At 65.9% G+C, this 19,520-nt stretch carries 13 protein-coding genes; 4 read left to right on the forward strand and 9 right to left on the reverse strand.

The window, feature by feature from the left end:
* Positions 1 to 196: 196 nt before the first annotated feature.
* The 5 genes from ACIBJI_RS27300 to ACIBJI_RS27320 are packed head-to-tail and all read right to left on the reverse strand — an operon-like array spanning position 197 to position 3,239.
* The gene (locus ACIBJI_RS27300) at positions 197 to 835 is read right to left on the reverse strand and encodes a hemerythrin domain-containing protein (protein ID WP_364349514.1); all 639 of its coding nucleotides are present in this window, start codon (positions 833 to 835) and stop codon (positions 197 to 199) included.
* Positions 836 to 887: 52 nt separating this feature from the next.
* Positions 888 to 1,379, reverse strand: coding sequence for a DoxX family protein (locus ACIBJI_RS27305; RefSeq protein ID WP_397086490.1), 492 nt, complete (start codon positions 1,377 to 1,379; stop codon positions 888 to 890).
* 13 nt (positions 1,380 to 1,392) lie between these two features.
* Entirely contained in the window at positions 1,393 to 1,854 is a 462-nt protein-coding gene (locus ACIBJI_RS27310; RefSeq protein ID WP_364349508.1) for a carboxymuconolactone decarboxylase family protein, read from the reverse strand.
* Between the two features lie 36 nt (positions 1,855 to 1,890).
* Positions 1,891 to 2,676, reverse strand: coding sequence for an NAD(P)H-binding protein (locus ACIBJI_RS27315; protein WP_364349505.1), 786 nt, complete (start codon positions 2,674 to 2,676; stop codon positions 1,891 to 1,893).
* A complete protein-coding gene (locus tag ACIBJI_RS27320; RefSeq protein WP_364349502.1) occupies positions 2,673 to 3,239 on the reverse strand; it encodes a carboxymuconolactone decarboxylase family protein in 567 nt (188 codons plus the stop codon). Before ACIBJI_RS27320 ends, ACIBJI_RS27315 begins: the two co-directional genes overlap by 4 nt.
* 99 nt (positions 3,240 to 3,338) lie before the next feature.
* Here ACIBJI_RS27320 and ACIBJI_RS27325 point away from each other — a divergent pair, with 99 nt between their 5' ends.
* On the forward strand, positions 3,339 to 6,209 hold the full coding sequence (locus ACIBJI_RS27325) for a BTAD domain-containing putative transcriptional regulator (protein ID WP_397086492.1): 2,871 nt from the start codon (positions 3,339 to 3,341) through the stop codon (positions 6,207 to 6,209).
* A gap of 169 nt (positions 6,210 to 6,378) precedes the next feature.
* Here ACIBJI_RS27325 and ACIBJI_RS27330 read toward each other — a convergent pair whose 3' ends face one another.
* On the reverse strand, positions 6,379 to 7,311 hold the full coding sequence (locus ACIBJI_RS27330) for an NADP-dependent oxidoreductase (protein ID WP_397086494.1): 933 nt from the start codon (positions 7,309 to 7,311) through the stop codon (positions 6,379 to 6,381).
* 104 nt (positions 7,312 to 7,415) lie between these two features.
* Here ACIBJI_RS27330 and ACIBJI_RS27335 point away from each other — a divergent pair, with 104 nt between their 5' ends.
* Both ACIBJI_RS27335 and ACIBJI_RS27340 read left to right on the forward strand, forming a co-directional pair.
* Positions 7,416 to 7,817, forward strand: a complete 402-nt coding sequence (locus ACIBJI_RS27335; RefSeq protein WP_364349494.1) for a helix-turn-helix domain-containing protein — start codon at positions 7,416 to 7,418, stop codon at positions 7,815 to 7,817.
* Between the two features lie 64 nt (positions 7,818 to 7,881).
* Entirely contained in the window at positions 7,882 to 8,043 is a 162-nt protein-coding gene (locus ACIBJI_RS27340) for a hypothetical protein (RefSeq protein WP_364349491.1), read from the forward strand.
* A gap of 221 nt (positions 8,044 to 8,264) precedes the next feature.
* Here ACIBJI_RS27340 and ACIBJI_RS27345 read toward each other — a convergent pair whose 3' ends face one another.
* Positions 8,265 to 11,633, reverse strand: coding sequence for an arabinosyltransferase domain-containing protein (locus ACIBJI_RS27345; protein ID WP_397086496.1), 3,369 nt, complete (start codon positions 11,631 to 11,633; stop codon positions 8,265 to 8,267).
* A gap of 255 nt (positions 11,634 to 11,888) precedes the next feature.
* Here ACIBJI_RS27345 and ACIBJI_RS27350 point away from each other — a divergent pair, with 255 nt between their 5' ends.
* Complete coding sequence (locus tag ACIBJI_RS27350) at positions 11,889 to 12,386, forward strand: peptidylprolyl isomerase (protein WP_364349488.1); 498 nt, start codon at positions 11,889 to 11,891, stop codon at positions 12,384 to 12,386.
* A 58-nt stretch (positions 12,387 to 12,444) separates the two neighbouring features.
* Here the strand turns inward: ACIBJI_RS27350 and ACIBJI_RS27355 are convergent, their stop codons facing one another.
* Positions 12,445 to 13,989, reverse strand: a complete 1,545-nt coding sequence (locus ACIBJI_RS27355) for an acyl-CoA carboxylase subunit beta (RefSeq protein ID WP_364349485.1) — start codon at positions 13,987 to 13,989, stop codon at positions 12,445 to 12,447.
* Between the two features lie 30 nt (positions 13,990 to 14,019).
* Complete coding sequence (gene pks13, locus ACIBJI_RS27360) at positions 14,020 to 19,467, reverse strand: polyketide synthase Pks13 (protein WP_397086498.1); 5,448 nt, start codon at positions 19,465 to 19,467, stop codon at positions 14,020 to 14,022.
* Positions 19,468 to 19,520 lie beyond the last annotated feature (53 nt).

Consider the following 19,520-nt stretch of genomic DNA (forward strand, 5'->3'; position numbering starts at 1 on the left):
ACGGTTCTCCTCATCGATCACAGGTTTCCGTCGACGCCGCCAGGTCCGGCAAGACCCGGCGTGATCGCACATGCCCCCATCTCAATACCGTCCGGTACTTTAATCGCAGCTAGCCGAGTCGGCACTGTGAGCCTCGAACCGCCGACGCACACCGCCCTCGGCCTGATTACCCCGCGCCGAGGGCGGCTTGCGGCCTTCACACAGTCGCCGTGCCCGCACTCCACCGATCGAGCGCGGCATATGCGGGCTGCCACTGATCGCGATACGCGGCACGCACCGGCTCCGGCAGCGGGGCGAGCAGCACTTGGACCGTCTGCTCGTCGGCACCGTCCAACAGCCACGGAATCAGTTGCGGAGCAGCGGGGCCGATGCGACTGCCGTGCAACTGACCGAACGCTTGCCACTGCTCCGGTGTCACGACCGCCTGAATCAGCGGCAATGCCTCGCCCTCCTCGTGCTTCAGGTGCCCGGTCAACCCGGTCGCCAAGGCGTCGAGCAGACCGCCGAGGCGTTCCGGGCCACTGTCAGGATCGGCGAAGGTCGCATCGATCTGCTCGAGCAGCGGATCGATGACGGCGTGCTCGGCCTCCATCGCGTCCAGTAGTGCCAACTCGTCGGGTCGCTCGGCGAGCGTCTGCCGCATCACCGGCCACAGCGCATCGTCCTCGGCGGTGTGGTGCACCAGAAGGGATTTGGTGAACATTTGCCAACCGGCAGCGGTGGCGAGGATCTTGCGCGGATCGTCGTCGATCCGATCGGCGATTTCGGCGATGTATTCGAGTTCGCGCCGCAGCGCACTGTGCATGGCGTACATCGTCGTCATGTCGAGGGTCACGGGTTTCTCCTGATGGAACGGTATGGATCGGTTGCGCCAACGGGGTCGACGCTCACGGACGCGCCGCTTCCGGCGGCGGTGCGGAGAGCAGGGCGTGCAAGATGCCCCGCCCGATCCGCCAGGTCGCCCCGATCGGGTCGGGACTCGGATCGCGGCGCGCCGTCGGCCGCATCGCCCATGAAGCGGCCGCGAACCCGGCGAGAACCATCGCGGGCATGGCGAATTTGCGTGGATTGCCGTTCGCCAAGTGCGAGGCCGCGCCGCCGAGATAGACGGCGAGGGATCCGGCGTAGGCCCACTCCTTGAGCCGCGGCATTCCCGGGGCCAGCAGCACTGCGGCCATGGGCAGTTTGCAGATGCCTTGAATCGTCAAGAAATACCTGGGGTAGCCCAACTGATCGAAGGTTTCGACCGCGAACGGCTCCCGGGTCAGATCCCACATGCCGCCTTTGACCATCTCGGCGGCGACCGGCATAGTCGTCACCCAGTACGCGGCGGTCCGGATCCGGGAAAGTGCATCTGATCTCGAGTTCTGAGCAGTCATCGCAATATTCCGCTCAGGCCCAGCTGGCGCCCGCGGGCTCCTTGATACTGGTATTGAGGCGATTGAAGAAGTTGGTCAGCGCGATCATGAGAATGACTGCGGAGAGCTGGTTTTCGTCGTAGTGATCGGCGATCTCGTCCCACACGACGTCCGGCACGGCATCCTCGGACTTGTCGGCGATCCGGGTGGCGACCTCTGCCAGCAGCAGCGCCGCGCGCTCGGCCGCACTGAACTCAGCGGATTCTCGCCACGCGGCGACGGCGAACAGCTTCTCGTCGCCGACCCCCGCCTTACGACCGCCCGCCAGATGTGAGTGCACACAGGCGCTGCACCCGTTGATCTGGCTGACCCGCAGTGCAACCAATTCCAGCAGTTCGGCGGAAACTCCACCCTGATAAGTCGCCTTGTAGAGGGTGTTGATTCCCTTCATCGCGTCAGGCAGGACCATAGCGGGGTTCTTCATGCGAGCGTTCATGTCAGGTGTTCCTCTCGGGGAGTTGATAATTCGAAATCAGTGCCGGATGTGGGCCTGCAGGTCGAGCCAGTCGGCGAAGCCCGGACCGGACAGGACGGCATCCGGCCCGGGGAGCAGAGCGCCGCTCTCGTACAGGTCCCGGTCGGGGTTGGCCGGATCGCTGACCTCCTCGATCGGCCTGTCGTCTCCGCGTCGCGCGTTCACCAGACGGGCCATCTCGGCCAGGTATTCGGCGCGCGGTCCGGCAATCTCCGGGAACGGACCTCCTTGGTGCGCCGACCACGCGCCGGTCGCGAATTCGGCCAGCTGTTCGGCGACCGCGCGTGCGGAGACCAGTTGGGTACGCATCTTCGGGATATAGATCACCGAACCTTGTGCGCCCCACCGCATCATCTGTTCGACAAGCTCGTGGAACTGCGCGGCCCGCAGAATTCGCGTCGGCACCGGACCCGCCAGCAGTGCCTGCTCGTGCACCAGCTTCGCGGCGTTGTATCCAGCGGTGGAGCCGTCGATGCCGATGATGGACACAGCCACGATCCGGCGCACTCCGGCCGCCTGCGCGGCCGCGTGCAGGTTACGGGCCGAGGCGGTGAAGAAGTCGGTGGCTGCCTGCTGTTCGAAGGAGGGCGTGCTCGACGCGTCGATCACTGCGGTCACGCCGTGGAACGCTTCGGCGAGTCCTGCACCGGTGACCACATCCACTCCGGTCGACCGTGACATCGCCACGACCTTGTGCCCTGTCTCGGTGAGCACGTCTACGATGTGGCGGCCGAGCCGTCCGGTGGCGCCCGCTACCGCGATCGTGCTGTCTTGCGTAGTCATTCCGCTTCCTTTGTGTCGTGGGCGTGGTCCGTATGCCGGACCAACGGCCAGTCGATGTCCACTCGTCCGGCCAGGACGAGGTAGTTGTCGAAGATCGCCAGCGCCACGTGAGCGATGACGTCGACGAGTTCGGTGGGCGCCAGTTCCGTCTGGGCGGTGGAAAGTTCGTGGTCGGTGATCGCGCCGCGGCGGCGGATCAGTGCCGCCGCAAAGGCCAGGATCGCCGCGTATTTCGGATCGTCGGCCGCGCCGAATCGGGCGTCGCTGAGCTCGTCCTCGGTCATCCCCGCGAGGCGGCTGCCGAGGAAGCTGTGCGCCGAAAGGCAGTAGTCACACCCGTGCTCCTGGGCGACCAGCAGCCCGAGAGCAGAACGTGCGAACGCCGGCATCTCACTGCCGCCCAGCGCTTCGGTGAGGGCGACATACCCCCGCAGGGCGGCAGGGCTTTGCGCCATCACCTTGACGTTATTCGGTGTGACGCCGAACAGCTGCTGGCTGACAGTGAAGAGGTGTCCGGCAGCATCATCCGCGTTCTCCGGGTCTATCGGGGGTATTTGCGGCATGGGAACAGCGTGTTACGGCCCGTTGATACTTTTGCGATGCCTTCACGATGGGTGTTGTATGGAGCCGAGATGGGTGTGCGTTTTACGGTCCTCGGACCAATGAAAATCGTGGTTGACGGTCGCGAGTCGGCCGCGGCGCCGAGACATCGGGCAGTGTTCGCCTATCTCCTGGTCAATGTCGGAAGAGTGTGCAGCGCAGACCGAATCATCGAGGCCATCTGGGGCACGGATCCCCCGGACACTGCGCGCTCGCAGATCCACGCCGCGGTGACGGCGATCCGCAAGGTGTTGCGCGAAACGGACGCGGCGCAGGTACTGCAGACCAGATCCGCCGGATACGTTGCGCTGCCGGAGCCGGGGCAGTTCGATCTCGAGGAATTCACCAGCCGGGTCGGTGTCGGCCAATCGCTGGTCGGCACCGACCCCGAGGCCGCGGTGGCGGAACTGCGCGCGGCACTGGCGCTGTGGCACGGCGAGGCGCTCGCCGATCTGAACGCCGACTACGTCGCGCCCGCGCGGCGCCGCCTGCAGGACAAGCAGTTAGCGACGTTCGAGCAGTTGACCGAGGTGGAACTCGGGCTGGGCAGGCACGAGGCGGTGCTCGACGAGTTGGCAGCGATGGTGACCGCAAACCCGCTGCGGGAGAAGCTGGCCGGGCAACTGATACTCGCACTGCATCGAGCGGGACGACAGGTCGATGCGCTCGCGGCCGCACGATCGTTCCGGACGGCACTCGCACAGGCGCAGGGTCTGGATCCGGGACGCGCATTCGTCGCGCTGGAGCAGGCAGTATTGCGGGACGACGGCGAACCGGCCACACGCGTAACCGCACTGGCCGCACACACCGAACCCGTACCACGTTGTGCGAACTTCTTGCCGTACGACATACCGGATTTCGCGGGCCGAAGCGCCGAACTCGAACATCTACTCGCACCACTCACCGGCACCGCGGCGACCATCTCCACGATCGACGGCATGGCGGGCATCGGCAAGACCGCGCTTGCCGTACATACCGCACACCGAGTAGCCGCCCGATTCCCCGACGGTCAGCTGTTCATCGACCTCCAAGCGCACACGATCGACCGCCAACCGATCGCGACGGATGCGGCGCTGGAAATCCTGTTGCGCCAGATCGGAATTCCCGCCGAACGCATTCCGCAGACCACCGCCGATCGCGGCGCGCTATGGCGGTCGGAACTGGCCGGGCGGCGAGTGGTCGCGGTGCTGGACAACGCTGTGGATGCCGATCAAGTCCGGCCGCTGCTGCCCGGCGGGACGGACAGTCTCATCCTGATAACCAGCAGGCGGCGGCTGGTCAACCTGGATGGTGCTCGGGCATTGTCGGTCGATCCACTGCCTGCGCGCGATGCTGTCGACCTCTTCGACCGGATCGTCGGCGAACGCGCCACCGCCGAACCGCTCGCGGTGCTGGACGTGCTGCACCTGTGCGGGTTCCTGCCATTGGCGGTGCGGATCGCCGCCGCTCGACTACTGCACCGCCCGCAGTGGACCGTCGGCTATCTGGCGGGACGGCTGCGTGGGGAGCGGCGCAGGCTGGCCGAATTGTCCACGGCCGAACGAGGTGTCGTGGCCGCGTTCAACCTCTCCTATCGGCAGCTTCGCGCGGACGGGCAGCGGATGTTCCGGCTGCTCGGCCTGCACCCCGGGCGGGACATCGATCCCGGCGGCGCGGCGGCGCTGGCCGATATCTCGCCGGACGACGCCGAAATGCTGTTGGAAGACCTCCTCGACGTTCACGTGATAGCTCAATACGAGCCCGGCCGCTACACCTTTCACGACCTGCTGCGCCAGCATGCCCGCGCCATTGTGTCGGCGGACGAATCCGACGATGCCCGAACCGCCGCGCTGTCACGGCTTTTCGACCACTACGTGCACACCGCGCGGGCAGCGGTGGATCTGCTGTTCCCCTACAGCGCCGATCACCGCCAACCGCTGCCGTCCGCCGCGGCCCAGGTGACGACGCTGGACGACACCGAGGACGCGGCCGAGTGGCTCGATGCCGAACGCGAAAACCTCATCGCCACTGCGGCTTACGCGTCCAACAACGGGATGCCCGCGCACGCCAGGGACTCGGCTGAAACCCTACGTCCCTATCTCGACGGCAACTCCCGCCACTCCGATGCCGCACGCTTGCATCAGGTGGCACTGCTGGCGAGCAGACAGCTGGCCGACTCGCTCGGCGAGGCCAGAGCGTTGACCGACCTGGGCTGGGCCTGCTGGCGACAAGGCGATTACGAGTGGGCGACCACGCATTCGCTAGCGGCACTGCGGATTGCCCGCGCGTCCGGGGATCGCTATCAAGAGGCCAGAGCGCTGAACACGCTCGGCAATGTGGCGTGGCGTAAACGGGACTACGACGAGGCCAGGCGATACCTGCGCGACGCGCTCGATCTCGCCAACCGTCTGGGCAACCGAGTCGGCGAGGCGCACGTGCTCGGCAACCTCGGCATGCTGCTCGGCGCCGACAACAACCAGTACCGCAACGCCCGCGAACATCTCGACCGCGCGCTGGCACTGCACTGCGAGGTGGGCAATCAGCGCGGCGAGGCGTTGGTGCTGAACTATCTGGGATCGCTGTGCCGCCGCAACGACCTGCTGGACGAGGCCAGAGACAACCACTCCCGGGCCCGTGACCTGTATCGGATGCTGGGCAGTCATGGCGACGAAGCGTCCGCGCTCAACGGCCTCGGCGAGACAGCCTACACCGCAGGCGATCCTGGCTCCGCCGTCGAAAAGCACAGCACCGCACTGGCGTTGGCCGAGCAGGCATTGAATGTGCCCGAGCGAGCGCGCGCCAACGACGGGCTGGCTCGCGCGTACCGAGATCTCGGTGACGTCGGTCGAGCACGCGAATACGCCGGTATCGCGATGAGTCTGTACGCGGATCTCGGCGTCCCGGAGGCCGGCGATATGCGCGCTTTCCTGGAAATGCTCGCAGACTCCGATTAGCCCCAATCGCTACGGCGGTCAGAGTCGGCCGGGTGTCGTATCGGCGAAATGTGACGTCACGATCCTGCTTGTCTGCGTTGACCGGTAGGCCACGACGCGCACGCTGCGCTCGGACTTCGGCGCGCCGAACTTGCGGCGGTCGTTGTCGACTTCCACGCGTTTTCGGGGGCTAGGGGACGAGGACGAGGCGGCCGCGGAGGCCACCTGCCGAGAGGCGCTGGTGGGCGGCGGTTACCGCAGCCAAGGGGTATGTTTCGGCTACGCGGAGGGTGAGGTGGCCTTTGTCGACCAGCGCGACGAGTTCGGCGAGTTGGGGGCGGTCGGCGTGGACCAGGACGGTGGTTACCTTGGTGCCACGCAAGGGAATCGGGGTGTTGGGGACGCTGATGGAGACGAAGCGGCCGCGGGCACGAACGGCGGCGAGGGTTTCGGGGCCGAGGGCCGCGGCGTCGAGGGCCGCGTCGACGCCGCCGGGGACGAGGGCTCGGACGGCATCCGGCAGGTCGGCTTCGCGGGGGACGAAATCGGTGGCACCGAGGGCACGCATGACAGGTTCGTCGGCGGTCGAGGCCGATGCGATTACTCGGATGCCTTGTGCGGCAGCCAGTTCGACGGCATAGCCGCCTACCGCGCCTGCCGCGCCGGTAATGAGAAGGCAGTCGGCGGGAGTCAGTTCGAGGGCGGCGAGGGCCTGTACCGCGGTGAGGCCGTTCAACGGGATTGTGGCCGCAGCCTCGGCGGGGACGGAAGTCGGTGCTGGGGTGACGTTTTGGGCTTCGAGCACGATGTAGTCGGCTTGGGCGGCCAACGCGACGTCTAGGCGGTCGCTGATGCCGATGACGGCTTGGCCCACGGTGAATTCGTCGACACCCGCGCCGATGGCATCAATGACACCGGCGACATCCCATCCGATTCCCCACTGCTCGCGCGGGGCGGCGAACGGAGTCCCGCCGACACCATTGCGGACCATGAGGTCTACCGGATTAACCGTCGCCGCAGCTACTTTCACCCGAACCGTACCGGGCCCCGGCTCGGGCGTGGGCACCTCGATGATCTCCGCGACCGCCTCCAGGCCAGCTCGACGGACTACTACTGCACGCATGGCAATCCTTATCGCTTGTCGGGTTACGTCGACAAACCTAGGCGAGCTACTATCTGTCAGATAGTAGTTACCCAGGAGTGCGTAACGGGCAGCAGGGGAAGCAGATGGCGACAACCACCGCGGCACAACGCCGTGAACTGGCAAAACAGCAATACGACGCCTACGTGGCCGAATGCCCGACGCGCCAACTTCTCGACCGGATCAGCGATAAATGGGTCAGCCTGATACTCAACGCCCTCACCGACGGGCCGCTGCGCTACGCCGAGATCAACCGCGTCATCTCCGGCGTCAGCCCCAAAATGCTCACCCAAACCCTGCGCACCCTCGAACGCGACGGGCTACTCGAACGCCGGATCACCGCCGAGGTGCCGGTCCGCGTCGACTACGAACTCACCGCACTCGGCCATAGCCTGCAACCTGTGATGCGCGCCATAAAAACGTGGGCCGAGGAGCGCATGGACGATGTGCTCGCGGCCCGCGCACGTTACGACGGTGAACCAGCGTGACCATGTCGTAAAAGTTGACCGCGAAAGCCTTCCCACTCGTGAAGCTGGCCTTAACCTTTTATTCATGACCGCGGCCTTCGAAGATATGGATCTGCGCGACCTCGTCGGACTGCTCACCGAGGATGAACAACGGGAGCTTCGACCGGCGCTGCTGCGTGTGTTATCCCGCCAAACCCCGCAGGAGCTACTCCGTCGTGAACTAGGCCTTCGTATGACGAAGGTCTGACGCCGCCGGATCACCGAACACCATCCACCAGGCCGTTGCGCCGGCCAGTACAGCCGACGCCGCGGCCTTTCGTCGTTAAAGGGCGCTGTTGAACTGAGCGGCCGGCACCGGATTGTGTGTCGGGTTTCCTTGGCATCCGGACACGAGTGGGCGCTGAGGACAACTCGGTCCTCGAAACGAGAACAGGCCCGCCGAATTCGACGGGCCTGTCTGTCTACGACCTAGAACACACGCAGCTGTCCGGGCGACCAGAGTCCCGAACGACTGGCCGTACCTGTATCCAACTTGGCCGGAACCGCATTCGGGTAGTACTGGTCGTACCGCTCCAACGAACCCCAGTCCCGCGCCCAGTCGTGCTTCAGATACGTCGGAATGGTGCTCGACTTCGCCAGCATCTGACTGAAGCCGAGGAGACCACCGAATTCCTCGGCCTGCCAGGTATTCGTCGAGCTGATGGCCAGCGGCCTATCCGGCAGGATCCGGTAACCGGGCACCTCGGCCACACCGTTCTTGTGGTCCAGTGGCCGCTGGCACGGGAACTGCAGCCCGACCGCCCAGTCCAGCAGCACCGGCTGCTCGGAGCCGATAAAGCTATTGAGAGTGGCCAACTTCGGCATCCGCGGCGGGGTGAACGCCAGCCACTGATCGCCGATCAGAATCGGGTCATTGGCGACAATGCGCACCGCATCGGCATCGGGTGCGAGCTCGTCGAGCGGAATGCGCAGATTGCGCCACGACGGGAACGGACCGATATCGCGCGGCAGGTAGGTGCCGAGCATCTGCACACTGCCGTCGGGCAGGTGCTTGCCGTAGTCGACGGTCAGCGACTGGCCGTACCGGGTATCGCCGGTGTCGTCGACGGACAGGATGCGGCCCGCGGCCGAAATGACCACCAGCGGATGATCATCCGAGCGCGGTGCCAGCTGGTACCAGCTGGAGACCAGATGCGCGGGCTGCTGCACGCCGCCCTGGTAGCTGCCCATCACCGGCGTGGTGGCCGGGTCGAGGCCGAAGGGCAGGGTGGCCCGGCTGCCGTTGACACCGGTCGCGCCGTAACCGCCGTCGGTGCCCGCGTTCTGACCGTCCGCGCCGACCGGACCGACCGACTGGGTGGAGGTATTGCCGGTACCCGGCTTCACCTCGATGGTGTCGGCGCTGAGCTTCTCGGGCACACCGTTCGGATCGAAGCCGACCGGATCGGCGCCGGCCAGCGGATCACCGTTCTTCGGCGGATTCGCCGGATCGATGATCGGTGTGAGCATGCCGTTGCCCTTGTTCACATCCGGTTCCACCAGCACGTCATTGGCAAGACCGCACGAATTACCCTGCACCGCATCGAAATTCGAGCGTGCGAGCGAATAGGCCGGGTACTGCGCCACCGCACCCTTGACCAGCGAGAACACCTCGAGCAGCACCATCAGCGCGGCGACGACGGTCAGCGGGATCGCGGCGAACTTGCGAATCCGCTTGCCGCGCACGGACTTCGCCGACGGCTGCGGCCTGGTGTAATCCTCGCGCAGCGCCGACCAGGCGACCAGTGCCAGCGCCAGCCCGAACAGCACCAGCATGAACGTGTTCGACTGGTAGCCGTGCAGCGAGATCCGCTTGTCGAACCACGGCACGCCGAAGCTGGACACGTACCAGTAGCCGTTGATGCCCGAGAAGGCGACCGCGAGCACGAACAGCAATCCGGCGAGGAAGATCGCCCGGTTCTTCCTGGCCCGCAACGCACTTGCCGAAACCGCCACCGCGGTGACCGCGGCCAGTGATCCGGCGATGCCCGCGTACGCGCCGAAGTGATGGGTCCACTTCGTCGGGTTGAACATCATGAAGAAGATGGTTCCGAAGACAACGCCCATCAGCCGCCAGGTCGGACCGCTGGCGATGCCGGGAACCTGCCTGCGCCGCAGCAGTACCAGCATGGTGGTGAACAGGCACAGCAGCATCATCAGGAAAGCGAACCGGCGCGAAAGCGATCCGTCGACGGTCTCCACGAACAGGTAGTAGTAGCGCAGGTAGTCCTCGTACCAGGCCAGATTCGGACCGGTCACCTGCCGAACCCGGTTGGCCTCCTGGATACCGGCGAAGGTCTGGTCGCTGTAGACCACGATCAGCACCAGCAGACCCGCCGCCGCGATCGGCGCGAGCAGCGGCAGCGTCGAACCCCACTTGCCCACCCCCTGCGCCGCGAACTGCCGATGCCGCCGCACCACGATCCGCACCAGCGGCCGGATACCGGCGAGCAGCGCCGCCACACACATCAGACCGGTCGGCGCCGCCGCCAAGGTGAACGCGGCCACCAGAATCGCCACCGCTGCGGGCAACAGACGACCCGTCGCGATGGCCCGCTCGATCGACACCCAGGTCAGCAGCGCGCCGAGCGCGACGATCGGCTCCGAGCGCAGACCGTTGTCGAACGGCAGCCAGAACGCCAGGAAGACCAGTCCACCGGTCCACAGCGCCACCTTGCTGTTGCGCACCCCGCGTCCGAGCCGGGGCACCACCTCGCGGCTGATCACCATCCAACAGAGAATCGCGCAGAACAGCGCGGGCAACCGGACCCATGGGCTCGCGGTGGAGATCTCCGAGAAGGCCTGGATGACGTAGTAGTACCAGCCGAATGGGGCCTCCGGCACGCCGTACCAGCGGAAGTAGTTGGCCATATAGCCCGCGTGCGGCGCCACCCGCACCATGCTCAGGATGTAGCCGTCATCGGAGGTATTGGCACCCACGAAATGCCACAGCAGCAGTGTGCCGACGACCGCGCCGTCCGCCCAGTTCGGCTTCAGCCAGTTGGCGGGCAGGAACCGGCGGTGCCCGCGCCCGTCACTGCCGTCGAGCCGAGCCAGTGCGCCGAGCGCGATCAGCGTGCACAGCACCGCCGCGATCATCGCGATCAACTTGACCGGCGCCGGGCTGGAGGAGAACCGCGTGTCCACCGTCATATGGAACGAGAGGCCGCTGGGCACCGCGCCCTTCAGATCGGTGAAGACACCGACCACCTGCGGCCGCAGATCACCGCTGAGCTGCCCCTCGACCGGTACCTCGACTTTCTGCGTCGTCCCGGGCGCCGCGCCCTCGACCGGCCGCTCGATCGTCGTGGTCACCCCCTCGAACGCAGCCCTGGTCCGATCGACATCGGACCTGATGGTGATCGACGTGCACGCGCCCAGCTGTGCACGCTCGGCCGAGGCGACCACGGCATTGCGGTCGACCACATCCACCGTGGTGTCCGAGACCCGCACGAACATCGCCTCGAGCGAGGCCCGGTCGCCCTGCGGCGGCGCGGTGGCCAGCAGCATCCCGCCGTAACTCGGCAGCTGCTCGACCGCAGCGCACGGAATGCTGGCGGTGAGGTCGATCGGCACCTGCGACATCAACGGCGCCTGCACGCTGTTGAGGGCGCCGTCCTGCGGCCAATTCAGCGTCGCGGTGGTCTGGCTGACCGGTAAGAACGGAGCTGCCAGCGCGAGCAGCGCGCCGAGCACGCCGGCGACCAGCGCGACGAGGCGCGCGGTTCGGAAATCGCTCGGTGCGACTTCGGGCGCGGCGGGCGGTTTTGTCAAGACAGCGGTAGCGGCGTCGGGCACGGTTGGCAATGCTAGCTGTGTTGGATTTGCCGCGCCTGCGGCACGGCGTGTTCTCGGCCCATGCTCGATCTCGCTGCGCTCGAAACCGGAGCTGAGCCGCGTGGTCGGCAACGCCGGTATGTGCGGCGACCAGGGAATTGGTGTGGCTGCACAGCGCCCACACGGGCGCGGCGTATAACGCTGGCGGCCCGTCACGCTCAGTAAAGTCGACCCGAACTGCTGACCAGTTGCCATGGGGATGGAAAGGTGGACTTTATGACAAAGGTGAATCTCGAAACCAACTACGGACAGATCGTGCTGGAGCTCGACGACGCGAAGGCCCCGAACACCGTCGCGAACTTCGTGAATTACGTGAACGCCGGCCACTACAACGGCACCATCTTCCACCGCGTCATTCCGGGTTTCATGATCCAGGGCGGTGGCTTCACCCCCGAGATGCAGCAGAAGGGCACGCAGGCCCCGATTCAGAACGAAGCGAACAACGGCCTGAAGAACGACAAGTACACCGTCGCGATGGCCCGCACCAACGACCCGCATTCGGCCACCGCGCAGTTCTTCATCAATGTCTCCGATAACGGCTTCCTGAACCACTCCGCACCGACCCCGCAGGGCTGGGGCTACACGGTCTTCGGCAAGGTCGCCGAGGGCTCGGAGGTGGTCGACAAGATCGCCGCGGTCTCTACCGGTTCGGCGGGCATGCACCAGGACGTGCCGCAGGACGACGTCATCATCGAGTCGGCAAAAATCGCCTGACTTCCCCGCCACGCAACAGAATCGGGCCGCACCCCAATCGGGGATGCGGCCCGACCCGTCAGAGCGGCAGGAGGTGGTGTTTGCGGGGGTTGCGGATGAGTGCCTTATCGCGCAGCAGGTGCAGGGCGCGACGGAGTTCCAGGCGGGTGGTCGACGGCTCGATGACGGCGTCGATATAGCCGCGCTCGGCCGCGACCCACGGGGTCGCCATGGTCGCGTTGTAGAAGTCGATCATCTGCTGACGCACCGCGGCGCGCTGATCCTCCGGCGCCGCTTCGATCTGCTTGCGGCCGATCAGGCTGACCGCACTTTCCGCGCCCATAACCGCGATCCGCGCGGTCGGCCAGGCCAGATTCACATCCGCACCGAGCTGTTTCGAACCCATCACCGCGTATCCGCCGCCATAGGACTTGCGGATAACCACGGTCACCTTCGGCACGGTGGCCTCGACATAGGAGAACAGGAAGCGGCCGCCGCGCTTGATGACGCCGATCTTCTCCTGTTCCACACCGGGTAGGAATCCCGGTGTGTCGACAACGAATACCAGTGGAATCTCGAACGCGTCGCACATCCGCACGAAGTGCGCGGCCTTATCCGAGGCCCTCGCATCGAGCGCACCGGCGTACACCATCGGCTGATTCGCGACCACACCGACGCTGTGGCCGTCCACCCGGGCGAATCCGGTGATGACATTGCGCCCCGCCGTGGCGCCGATCTCGTGGAAATCACCGTCGTCGAATATGCGCAACAAGATGTCGTGCATGTCGTACGCGGCATTATCCGAGTCCGGGACAATCGAATTCAGTTCCAGATCCGATTCGGTGACCTGCGGCTCCAGACCCGGATTCACGATCGGCGGCCGTTCCGTGCAGCTCGTCGGCAGGAAGCCCAAATACGCGCGCACCCATTCGAACGCGGACTGCTCATCATCGGCGACGTGATGGATATTGCCGTACTGCGCTTGGCTATTGGCGCCGCCGAGTTCCTCGAGGCTGACATCCTCGCCGGTGACCTCCCGGATAACGCCGGGCCCGGTGACGAACATGTAGGCCTCGCCGGTAGCCACCACCACGTCGGTATTGATCGGCGCGTACACCGCTCCGCCCGCGCACTTGCCGAGAATCATCGAAACCTGCGGCACCATGCCCGATAGCGGCTCGGCGCGGGAACCCAGCTCGGCGTACCAGGCCAGGGAGGTCACCGCCTCCTGCACCCGGGCGCCGCCGGAATCGTTGATGCCGACCACCGGGCAGCCGACCTTGGTCGCGAACTCCAGGACCGCGGCAACCTTGCGGCCGAACATTTCCCCGACCGAACCGCCGTAGACGGTCTGGTCGTGCGAGAAAACCGCCACCGGCCTGCCCTCGACAAGGCCGTGCCCGGTGACCACGCCGTCGCCGTACAGTGCCGTCGGATCGCCCGGCTTACGCACCAGCGCACCGATTTCCACGAAGGTACCCGGATCGAGCAGCATATTGATCCGGTCGCGGGCGCTCGGAATTCCCTTTTTAGCCCGCTTCGCCACCCCCGCTTCGCCCGCCGGTTCCTGCGCTAATTCAAGTCTTTTGCGCAGATCGGCAAGTTTCTCGGCAGTAGTGCTCACTTCGACCCTCTCATCAGGTTGCACGCACCCCTAAGGGGCAATCACAGCAAGTCTCGCGGTGAGGTCGGCTCCGATCTTTCCGATCCTCGGCTCGTCAACGATCTGGAGATGGTCACCCGGGATATGAATAACCTCGAGGTTCGGAATGTATTCATCCCAACCACCATTGGGTCGACGATCCGCGTACCGCGGCTCCAACTCGATCATGCCGTCGTGGTAGCGATCGGCGAGATAAAGCACCACATCGCCCTCGTAGTGACTCGGCGTGGTCTTGGCCAGGTGGCGTCCCTCGATCCACGAGGTGCGCTGATGCTCGAGCACACCCCCGGGAATCTTGGTGCCACTGATCTTGATCAGATCCGACACCATCTTGAACTGCTCCTCGTCCGAGGCCGCGGCAAGCTCTTCCAACTGCTCCTGCGGGAGTTCACCTTCCACGCCGTAGGTCTTTTTGGCGAAGGCCTGATAGCGCTGGATCCGTCGGACCCGCTCCTGCGGGCTGTTGTTCTCGCCCTCGGTCGGGATGGCCAGGTCGATCAGGCCGACGACGCGCACATCGGCCCCCTCGGCGCGCAGCAGCTGCGCGACCTGCAGAGCGAAAACCGCGCCGAGCGACCAGCCGTACAGCACGTACGGACCGTTGCCTTGGATCTTGCGGAGTTCGGGCAGGTATTGGCGTGCCCGCGCGGCGATATCGCCCTCGACGCGCTCGAAACCGTACATCGGGGTATCGGCCGGAAGCCGCTTCAGCAGCGGTTCGTAGACCAGTGTGTTGCCGCCCGATGGGTGGAATACGAAGACCGGCACCGCATTCGAACCCTCGGCGCGCACCCGCAGCGGACGCACGAACCCATCCACATCGGCACCGCTGTTCTGCAGTTCGCGCACGATATCGGCGAGCTGCTCGATGGTCTCGCAGTCGAGCACATCATCGACGGTCACCTCGGCCTTGACCCGCTCGGTCAGTCGCGTCGCCAACTTCTCGGCAACCTCTTCTTCGAGGATCGGCAGAGTATTGAAGATGCCACCCGCCGACTTACCCGTCACGATCGCCCAGGTAGCGAAGGTCAATCGCTCGGCGGCATCGCGCGGCGGGACATCGTCCTCGTCGGCACCGGCGGGCTGCCCACCGAAGATCGCGGCGGCGTCGGCGGGAGCCGCGGCAGCAGCCACGGCCTCGGCCGCGCCGACCGAGGTCGTGTTCTCGGTATCCAGAGCGCGTTCGATCGCGGCCTGGTCGGCCTCGGCCGCAGCGGCCTGCTCGGGAGTGGCCGGGGCAGGCGCGGCGGTACCAGCGGCAGCACCGGTGATACCGGCAGCCGTCTCCGCCTCAACGACAATATTCTCGGCCTCCGCCTGCACCGAAGTGTTCTCGGCATCGAGCGAAACCCCTTCGGCACCAGCAGCATCAGCCACCGCGGCAGCCGGATCTGCACCTGCCGCGACCGCCGCGCGCGCCGCAGCGATGAATCCGCCGTCGACCGCGATCTCCTCACCGGCCGCCTGCTTATCGGCGATCGCCTGCACCTCGTCACGGTGCTCGATGGCATAGCGCAGCACCTTGCCGACCTCGTTCAGGTTGGCATCGCGCACGGCCTGAATCTGCAGCTGCGGAATATCGAATTCGTATTCGACCCGGTTCTTGATGCGCATGGCCATCAGCGAATCGAGGCCGAGCTCCATCAGCGGGATCTCCATCGGCAGATCCTCGACCGCATAGCCCATCGACTCGGCGACGATCAGCGCCAGCCGCTCCTCCAGGGGCTGCGTACCCGCCGGATCCCAACGCTCACCGAAGGTTTCGACGACCTCGAGATCGGCATCCCCGGTGCTCGCGACCTCGGTCCCCGGAACCGCGGCTGCGACAACGGGTTCGGGCAGCGGCGCACCCGAGGCGACGACCGCCTCGAACAGCAGCTGGAAGTTCGCGCCCTCGCGCGCGTGCACCTGCACCGACGCACCGCCGAGGTGCGGGATCAGCGTGGTGGTCAGTGTTCCGGTGTTCGGCAGCACCGCGTGCGGGACCGAAGCGCCCAACGACACGTCGCTGAGTACCTGTGTCGCAGCGGATTTCACCAGCGCCGCGAGATCGGTGACGGCTGAGGCCTGCACCTCCCACACGTGCCGGCCGTCCGGCAGCGCGACATGCGCACCGGGCACCCGGGCATTGCCGCTGCCACCGGCCATCTTCGCCTTCGGCCAGTACTGCTTGCGCAGGAACGCGGTCCGCGGAATATCGGCGTAGTCGCCAGCGGGCAGCAGCGACGGCAGATCGACACGATGTCCGTGCACGTAAAGCTGTGCCAGCGCGGAGATTACGCCCGCCGACTCGTCTTCCTTGCGCTTGAGGGTCGGGATGAGCTGCGCATCGTGCACACCCGCCGCGAAGGTCGTGCCCAGAACCTGCATCAGCGCAACGGAATTCGGCGCCAACTCCAAGAAGGTGGTGTGGCCGTTGTCCACTGCGAGCTTCACCGCATTGGTGAAGTACACCGAGTGGCGCATGTTCTTGACCCAGTAGTCCTCATCGTGCACCGGGTCGCTGCCGGGCCGGTAGAACTCTTCCTTGTTGACGGTCGAATACAGTCCCGCCGTCAACTTGGTCGGCTCGATACCGGCCAGCTCCGCCGCCAACTCGCCGAGCAGCGGATCCATCTGCGAGGTGTGTCCCGCGCCCCGGGTCTGCAGCACTCGGGCGAATTTGCCCGCCTGCTCGACCTTCGCCACGATCGCCGCGACCTGATCCTGCGGACCGCCGATCACGGTATTCGTCGGCGCCGCGTACACCGCGCATTCGACATCCGGATAGTCGACCAGCAGCGTCTCGACATCGGCGGCACTCAGCTCGACCAGCGCCATATTGCGCACATCGTCATCGCTGATCATCGCCTCGCCCTCGCCCATCAGGCGCGAGCGGGCGCAGATCACGCGCACCGCATCCTCGAGCACGAGACCACCGGAGATATAGGCCCCGGCCACCTCACCCATCGAATGGCCCACCACCGCATCGGGTCGCGCACCGTGCGCACGCAGCAGTGCGGCCAGACCGATCTGAATGGTGAAGATGCCGACCTGCGAGGTGCCGACGTTGTAATCCTGGGCGTCGTCCAGGATCATCTCGCGCACCGAATACCCGGCCTCGTCCTGCACCAGCTCGTCGACCTCGTCGACGGTCTTGCGGAAGATCGAATTCTCCAGATAGAGCTGCTTACCCATCTTGCGGTGCTGCGCACCGAATCCGGACAGCACCCAGACCGGGCCCTGCGCGACGGGCGCGTCCGCGGTGAACACACCGGCCCCGGGCTTGCCCGCGGCGATCGCACGCAGACCGGCAACGGCCTCTTCATGGGTCTTGGCGATGACCACGCCACGTGAACGCCAATGGCTACGCTTGGCCAGCGAGCGTGCCACATCCGCGAGCGGAGTGTCGCGGCCTTTCTCAGTCTCCAGCCAGTCGGCCAGTTCCGCGGCAGCGCGGCGGCGACGCGAAGGCAGGTAGGCCGATACCGCAAGGATCACCGGCAGCGGTTCGGCCCGCTCGGTCGACTCCCATTCCGCAACGGCCGCTACGTCTGCCGCGACCTGCTCGGCACTTTCGGCGACTATTTCGGCGGCCTCCGCTACCACATCTGTGGTCTCGTAGTCCGTATCGACCATTTGGTTCCGGTCTGCCGCCTCGTCGACCTCGGCGACGAGATCCGTAGTCTCGTGATCCGAGCCGAGGGTTTCGTTCTGGTCAACCGCAGCCGAAGTCGGCTTGTATTCCTGGATGACAACGTGGGCGTTGGTACCACCGAAACCGAAGCCGGAAACACCGATGGTCGCGGTGCCGCTGTAGCGCGGGAATTCCGACGGCTCGTCGACGACCTTCAGGTGAGCCTGCTCGAACGGGATATACGGGTTCGGCCCGGCGTAGTTGACGTTCGGCGGCAGTACGTTGTTCTGCAGCGCCATGACCACCTTGGCCAGGCTGGCAGCGCCCGCGCCGGACTCCAGGTGCCCGAAGTTCGTCTTCGCCGAGCCGAGCAGCGCGGGCTTGTCGTCGTCGCGACCGCGACCGACCACCCGGCCGAGCGCATCGGCCTCGATCGGGTCACCGAGCAGCGTGCCGGTGCCGTGGGCCTCGATGTAGTCGACCGTGGACGGCGCGATGCCTGCATCCCGATAGGCCCGGCGCAGTACATCGGCCTGCGCATCCGGGTTCGGTGCGACGATGCCGTTGGACCGGCCATCGGAATTGATCGCCGAGCCCTTGATCACCGCGAGAATGCGATCACCATCACGTTCGGCATCGGCCAGCCGCTTGAGCACCACCAGACCGGCGCCCTCGGAACGGACCATGCCGTCGGCATCGGAGGAGAACGCCTTGATGCGGCCGTTCTTGGCGACCGCGCCGATCGAGTCGAAGCCGAGAGTGATCGCGGGCGCGAGCAACATGTTCACGCCGCCGGCCAGTGCCAGGTCGGCGTCACCGTCGCGCAGTGCGCGCACCGCTTGGTGCACCGCGACCAGGGTGGACGAGCAGGCAGTATCGACAGCGACAGAGGGGCCGCGGAAGTCGTAGAAGTAGGAGATCCGGTTGGCGATGATGCCAGAGGATCCACCGGTCAGCGCGTACGCATCAGCCGAGGCGGGTGCACTCGGATCGGACTGACCCAAGCCGAGGGCGGACACCAACTGGAAGTCGTTGGTAGAAGTACCGACGAAAACACCGACCGACTCACCCTTGAGCTCGCTTGCGGGAATCCTGGCGTGCTCCAATGCTTCCCAGGCCAGCTCCATCATCAAGCGCTGCTGCGGATCGACCCGCTCGACCTCGATCGGAGACATAGCGAAGAACTCCGCATCGAAGCCCTTGACTACGTCTTGGTCGAGGTAGCCGCCCAAGGTGTTGCCCTCGGCGACCTTCGCGGCCACCGCCGGGTCGTCGGTGAACTCGTCCCAACGCCCCTCTGGGCGCTCCCGGATCGCGTCACCGCGGTTGATCAGGAATTCCCAGGTCGACTCCGGCGTATCGCCCGCACCGGGCAGCCGGGTGGACAGGCCGACGATCGCGATGTCGTGCGCATCGCCCGGCTGGTACCCGGCCGTGTAGAACGAGTCGTTACCCGACTCCTCCGGCAACTCCGGCTCACCATTGATGACGACCTCGGCCAGCGACGCGATAGTCGGATGCTGATAGACGACCGTCGCCGTCAGCACGACACCGGTCAGCTCTTCGATATCACCGCCGAGGGCGATGGCATCGCGTGAGGCCAGCCCGAACTCCTCCATCGGCCGGTCCACCGTGATCTGCTCGATCGGTTGACCGGTCGCGTCGGCTACCCAGCGCCGCAGCCACTCCCGCAGCTCCGCGACCGACATATCGGTCGTCGCGGCGGGTGGCGAAGCCTGCCTGGCGTCAGTGGTATCGACCGCGTCCGCATCGGCGGGCACGATCTCGGTCGTCTGGTCGGGCGTGCCCTCGTTGTCAGCCATCAGTTCCTCAAGCTACCTGTCTGCGTACCGGGCACGCCGTGAATCGACCCCCG

Origin of the sequence: Nocardia sp. NPDC050408 (genome assembly GCF_044458905.1) — a bacterium.
Taxonomy (GTDB): Bacteria; Actinomycetota; Actinomycetes; order Mycobacteriales; family Mycobacteriaceae; genus Nocardia.

Coding starts and splice junctions, on each gene's coding strand:
- ACIBJI_RS27305 (WP_397086490.1), bottom strand. CDS start 1,379: ATGACTGCTCAGAACTCGAGATCAGATGCACTTTCCCGGATCCGGACC.
- ACIBJI_RS27310 (WP_364349508.1), bottom strand. CDS start 1,854: ATGAACGCTCGCATGAAGAACCCCGCTATGGTCCTGCCTGACGCGATG.
- ACIBJI_RS27315 (WP_364349505.1), bottom strand. CDS start 2,676: ATGACTACGCAAGACAGCACGATCGCGGTAGCGGGCGCCACCGGACGG.
- ACIBJI_RS27320 (WP_364349502.1), bottom strand. CDS start 3,239: ATGCCGCAAATACCCCCGATAGACCCGGAGAACGCGGATGATGCTGCC.
- ACIBJI_RS27325 (WP_397086492.1), top strand. CDS start 3,339: ATGAAAATCGTGGTTGACGGTCGCGAGTCGGCCGCGGCGCCGAGACAT.
- ACIBJI_RS27330 (WP_397086494.1), bottom strand. CDS start 7,311: ATGCGTGCAGTAGTAGTCCGTCGAGCTGGCCTGGAGGCGGTCGCGGAG.
- ACIBJI_RS27335 (WP_364349494.1), top strand. CDS start 7,416: ATGGCGACAACCACCGCGGCACAACGCCGTGAACTGGCAAAACAGCAA.
- ACIBJI_RS27340 (WP_364349491.1), top strand. CDS start 7,882: ATGACCGCGGCCTTCGAAGATATGGATCTGCGCGACCTCGTCGGACTG.
- ACIBJI_RS27350 (WP_364349488.1), top strand. CDS start 11,889: ATGACAAAGGTGAATCTCGAAACCAACTACGGACAGATCGTGCTGGAG.
- pks13 (WP_397086498.1), bottom strand. CDS start 19,467: ATGGCTGACAACGAGGGCACGCCCGACCAGACGACCGAGATCGTGCCC.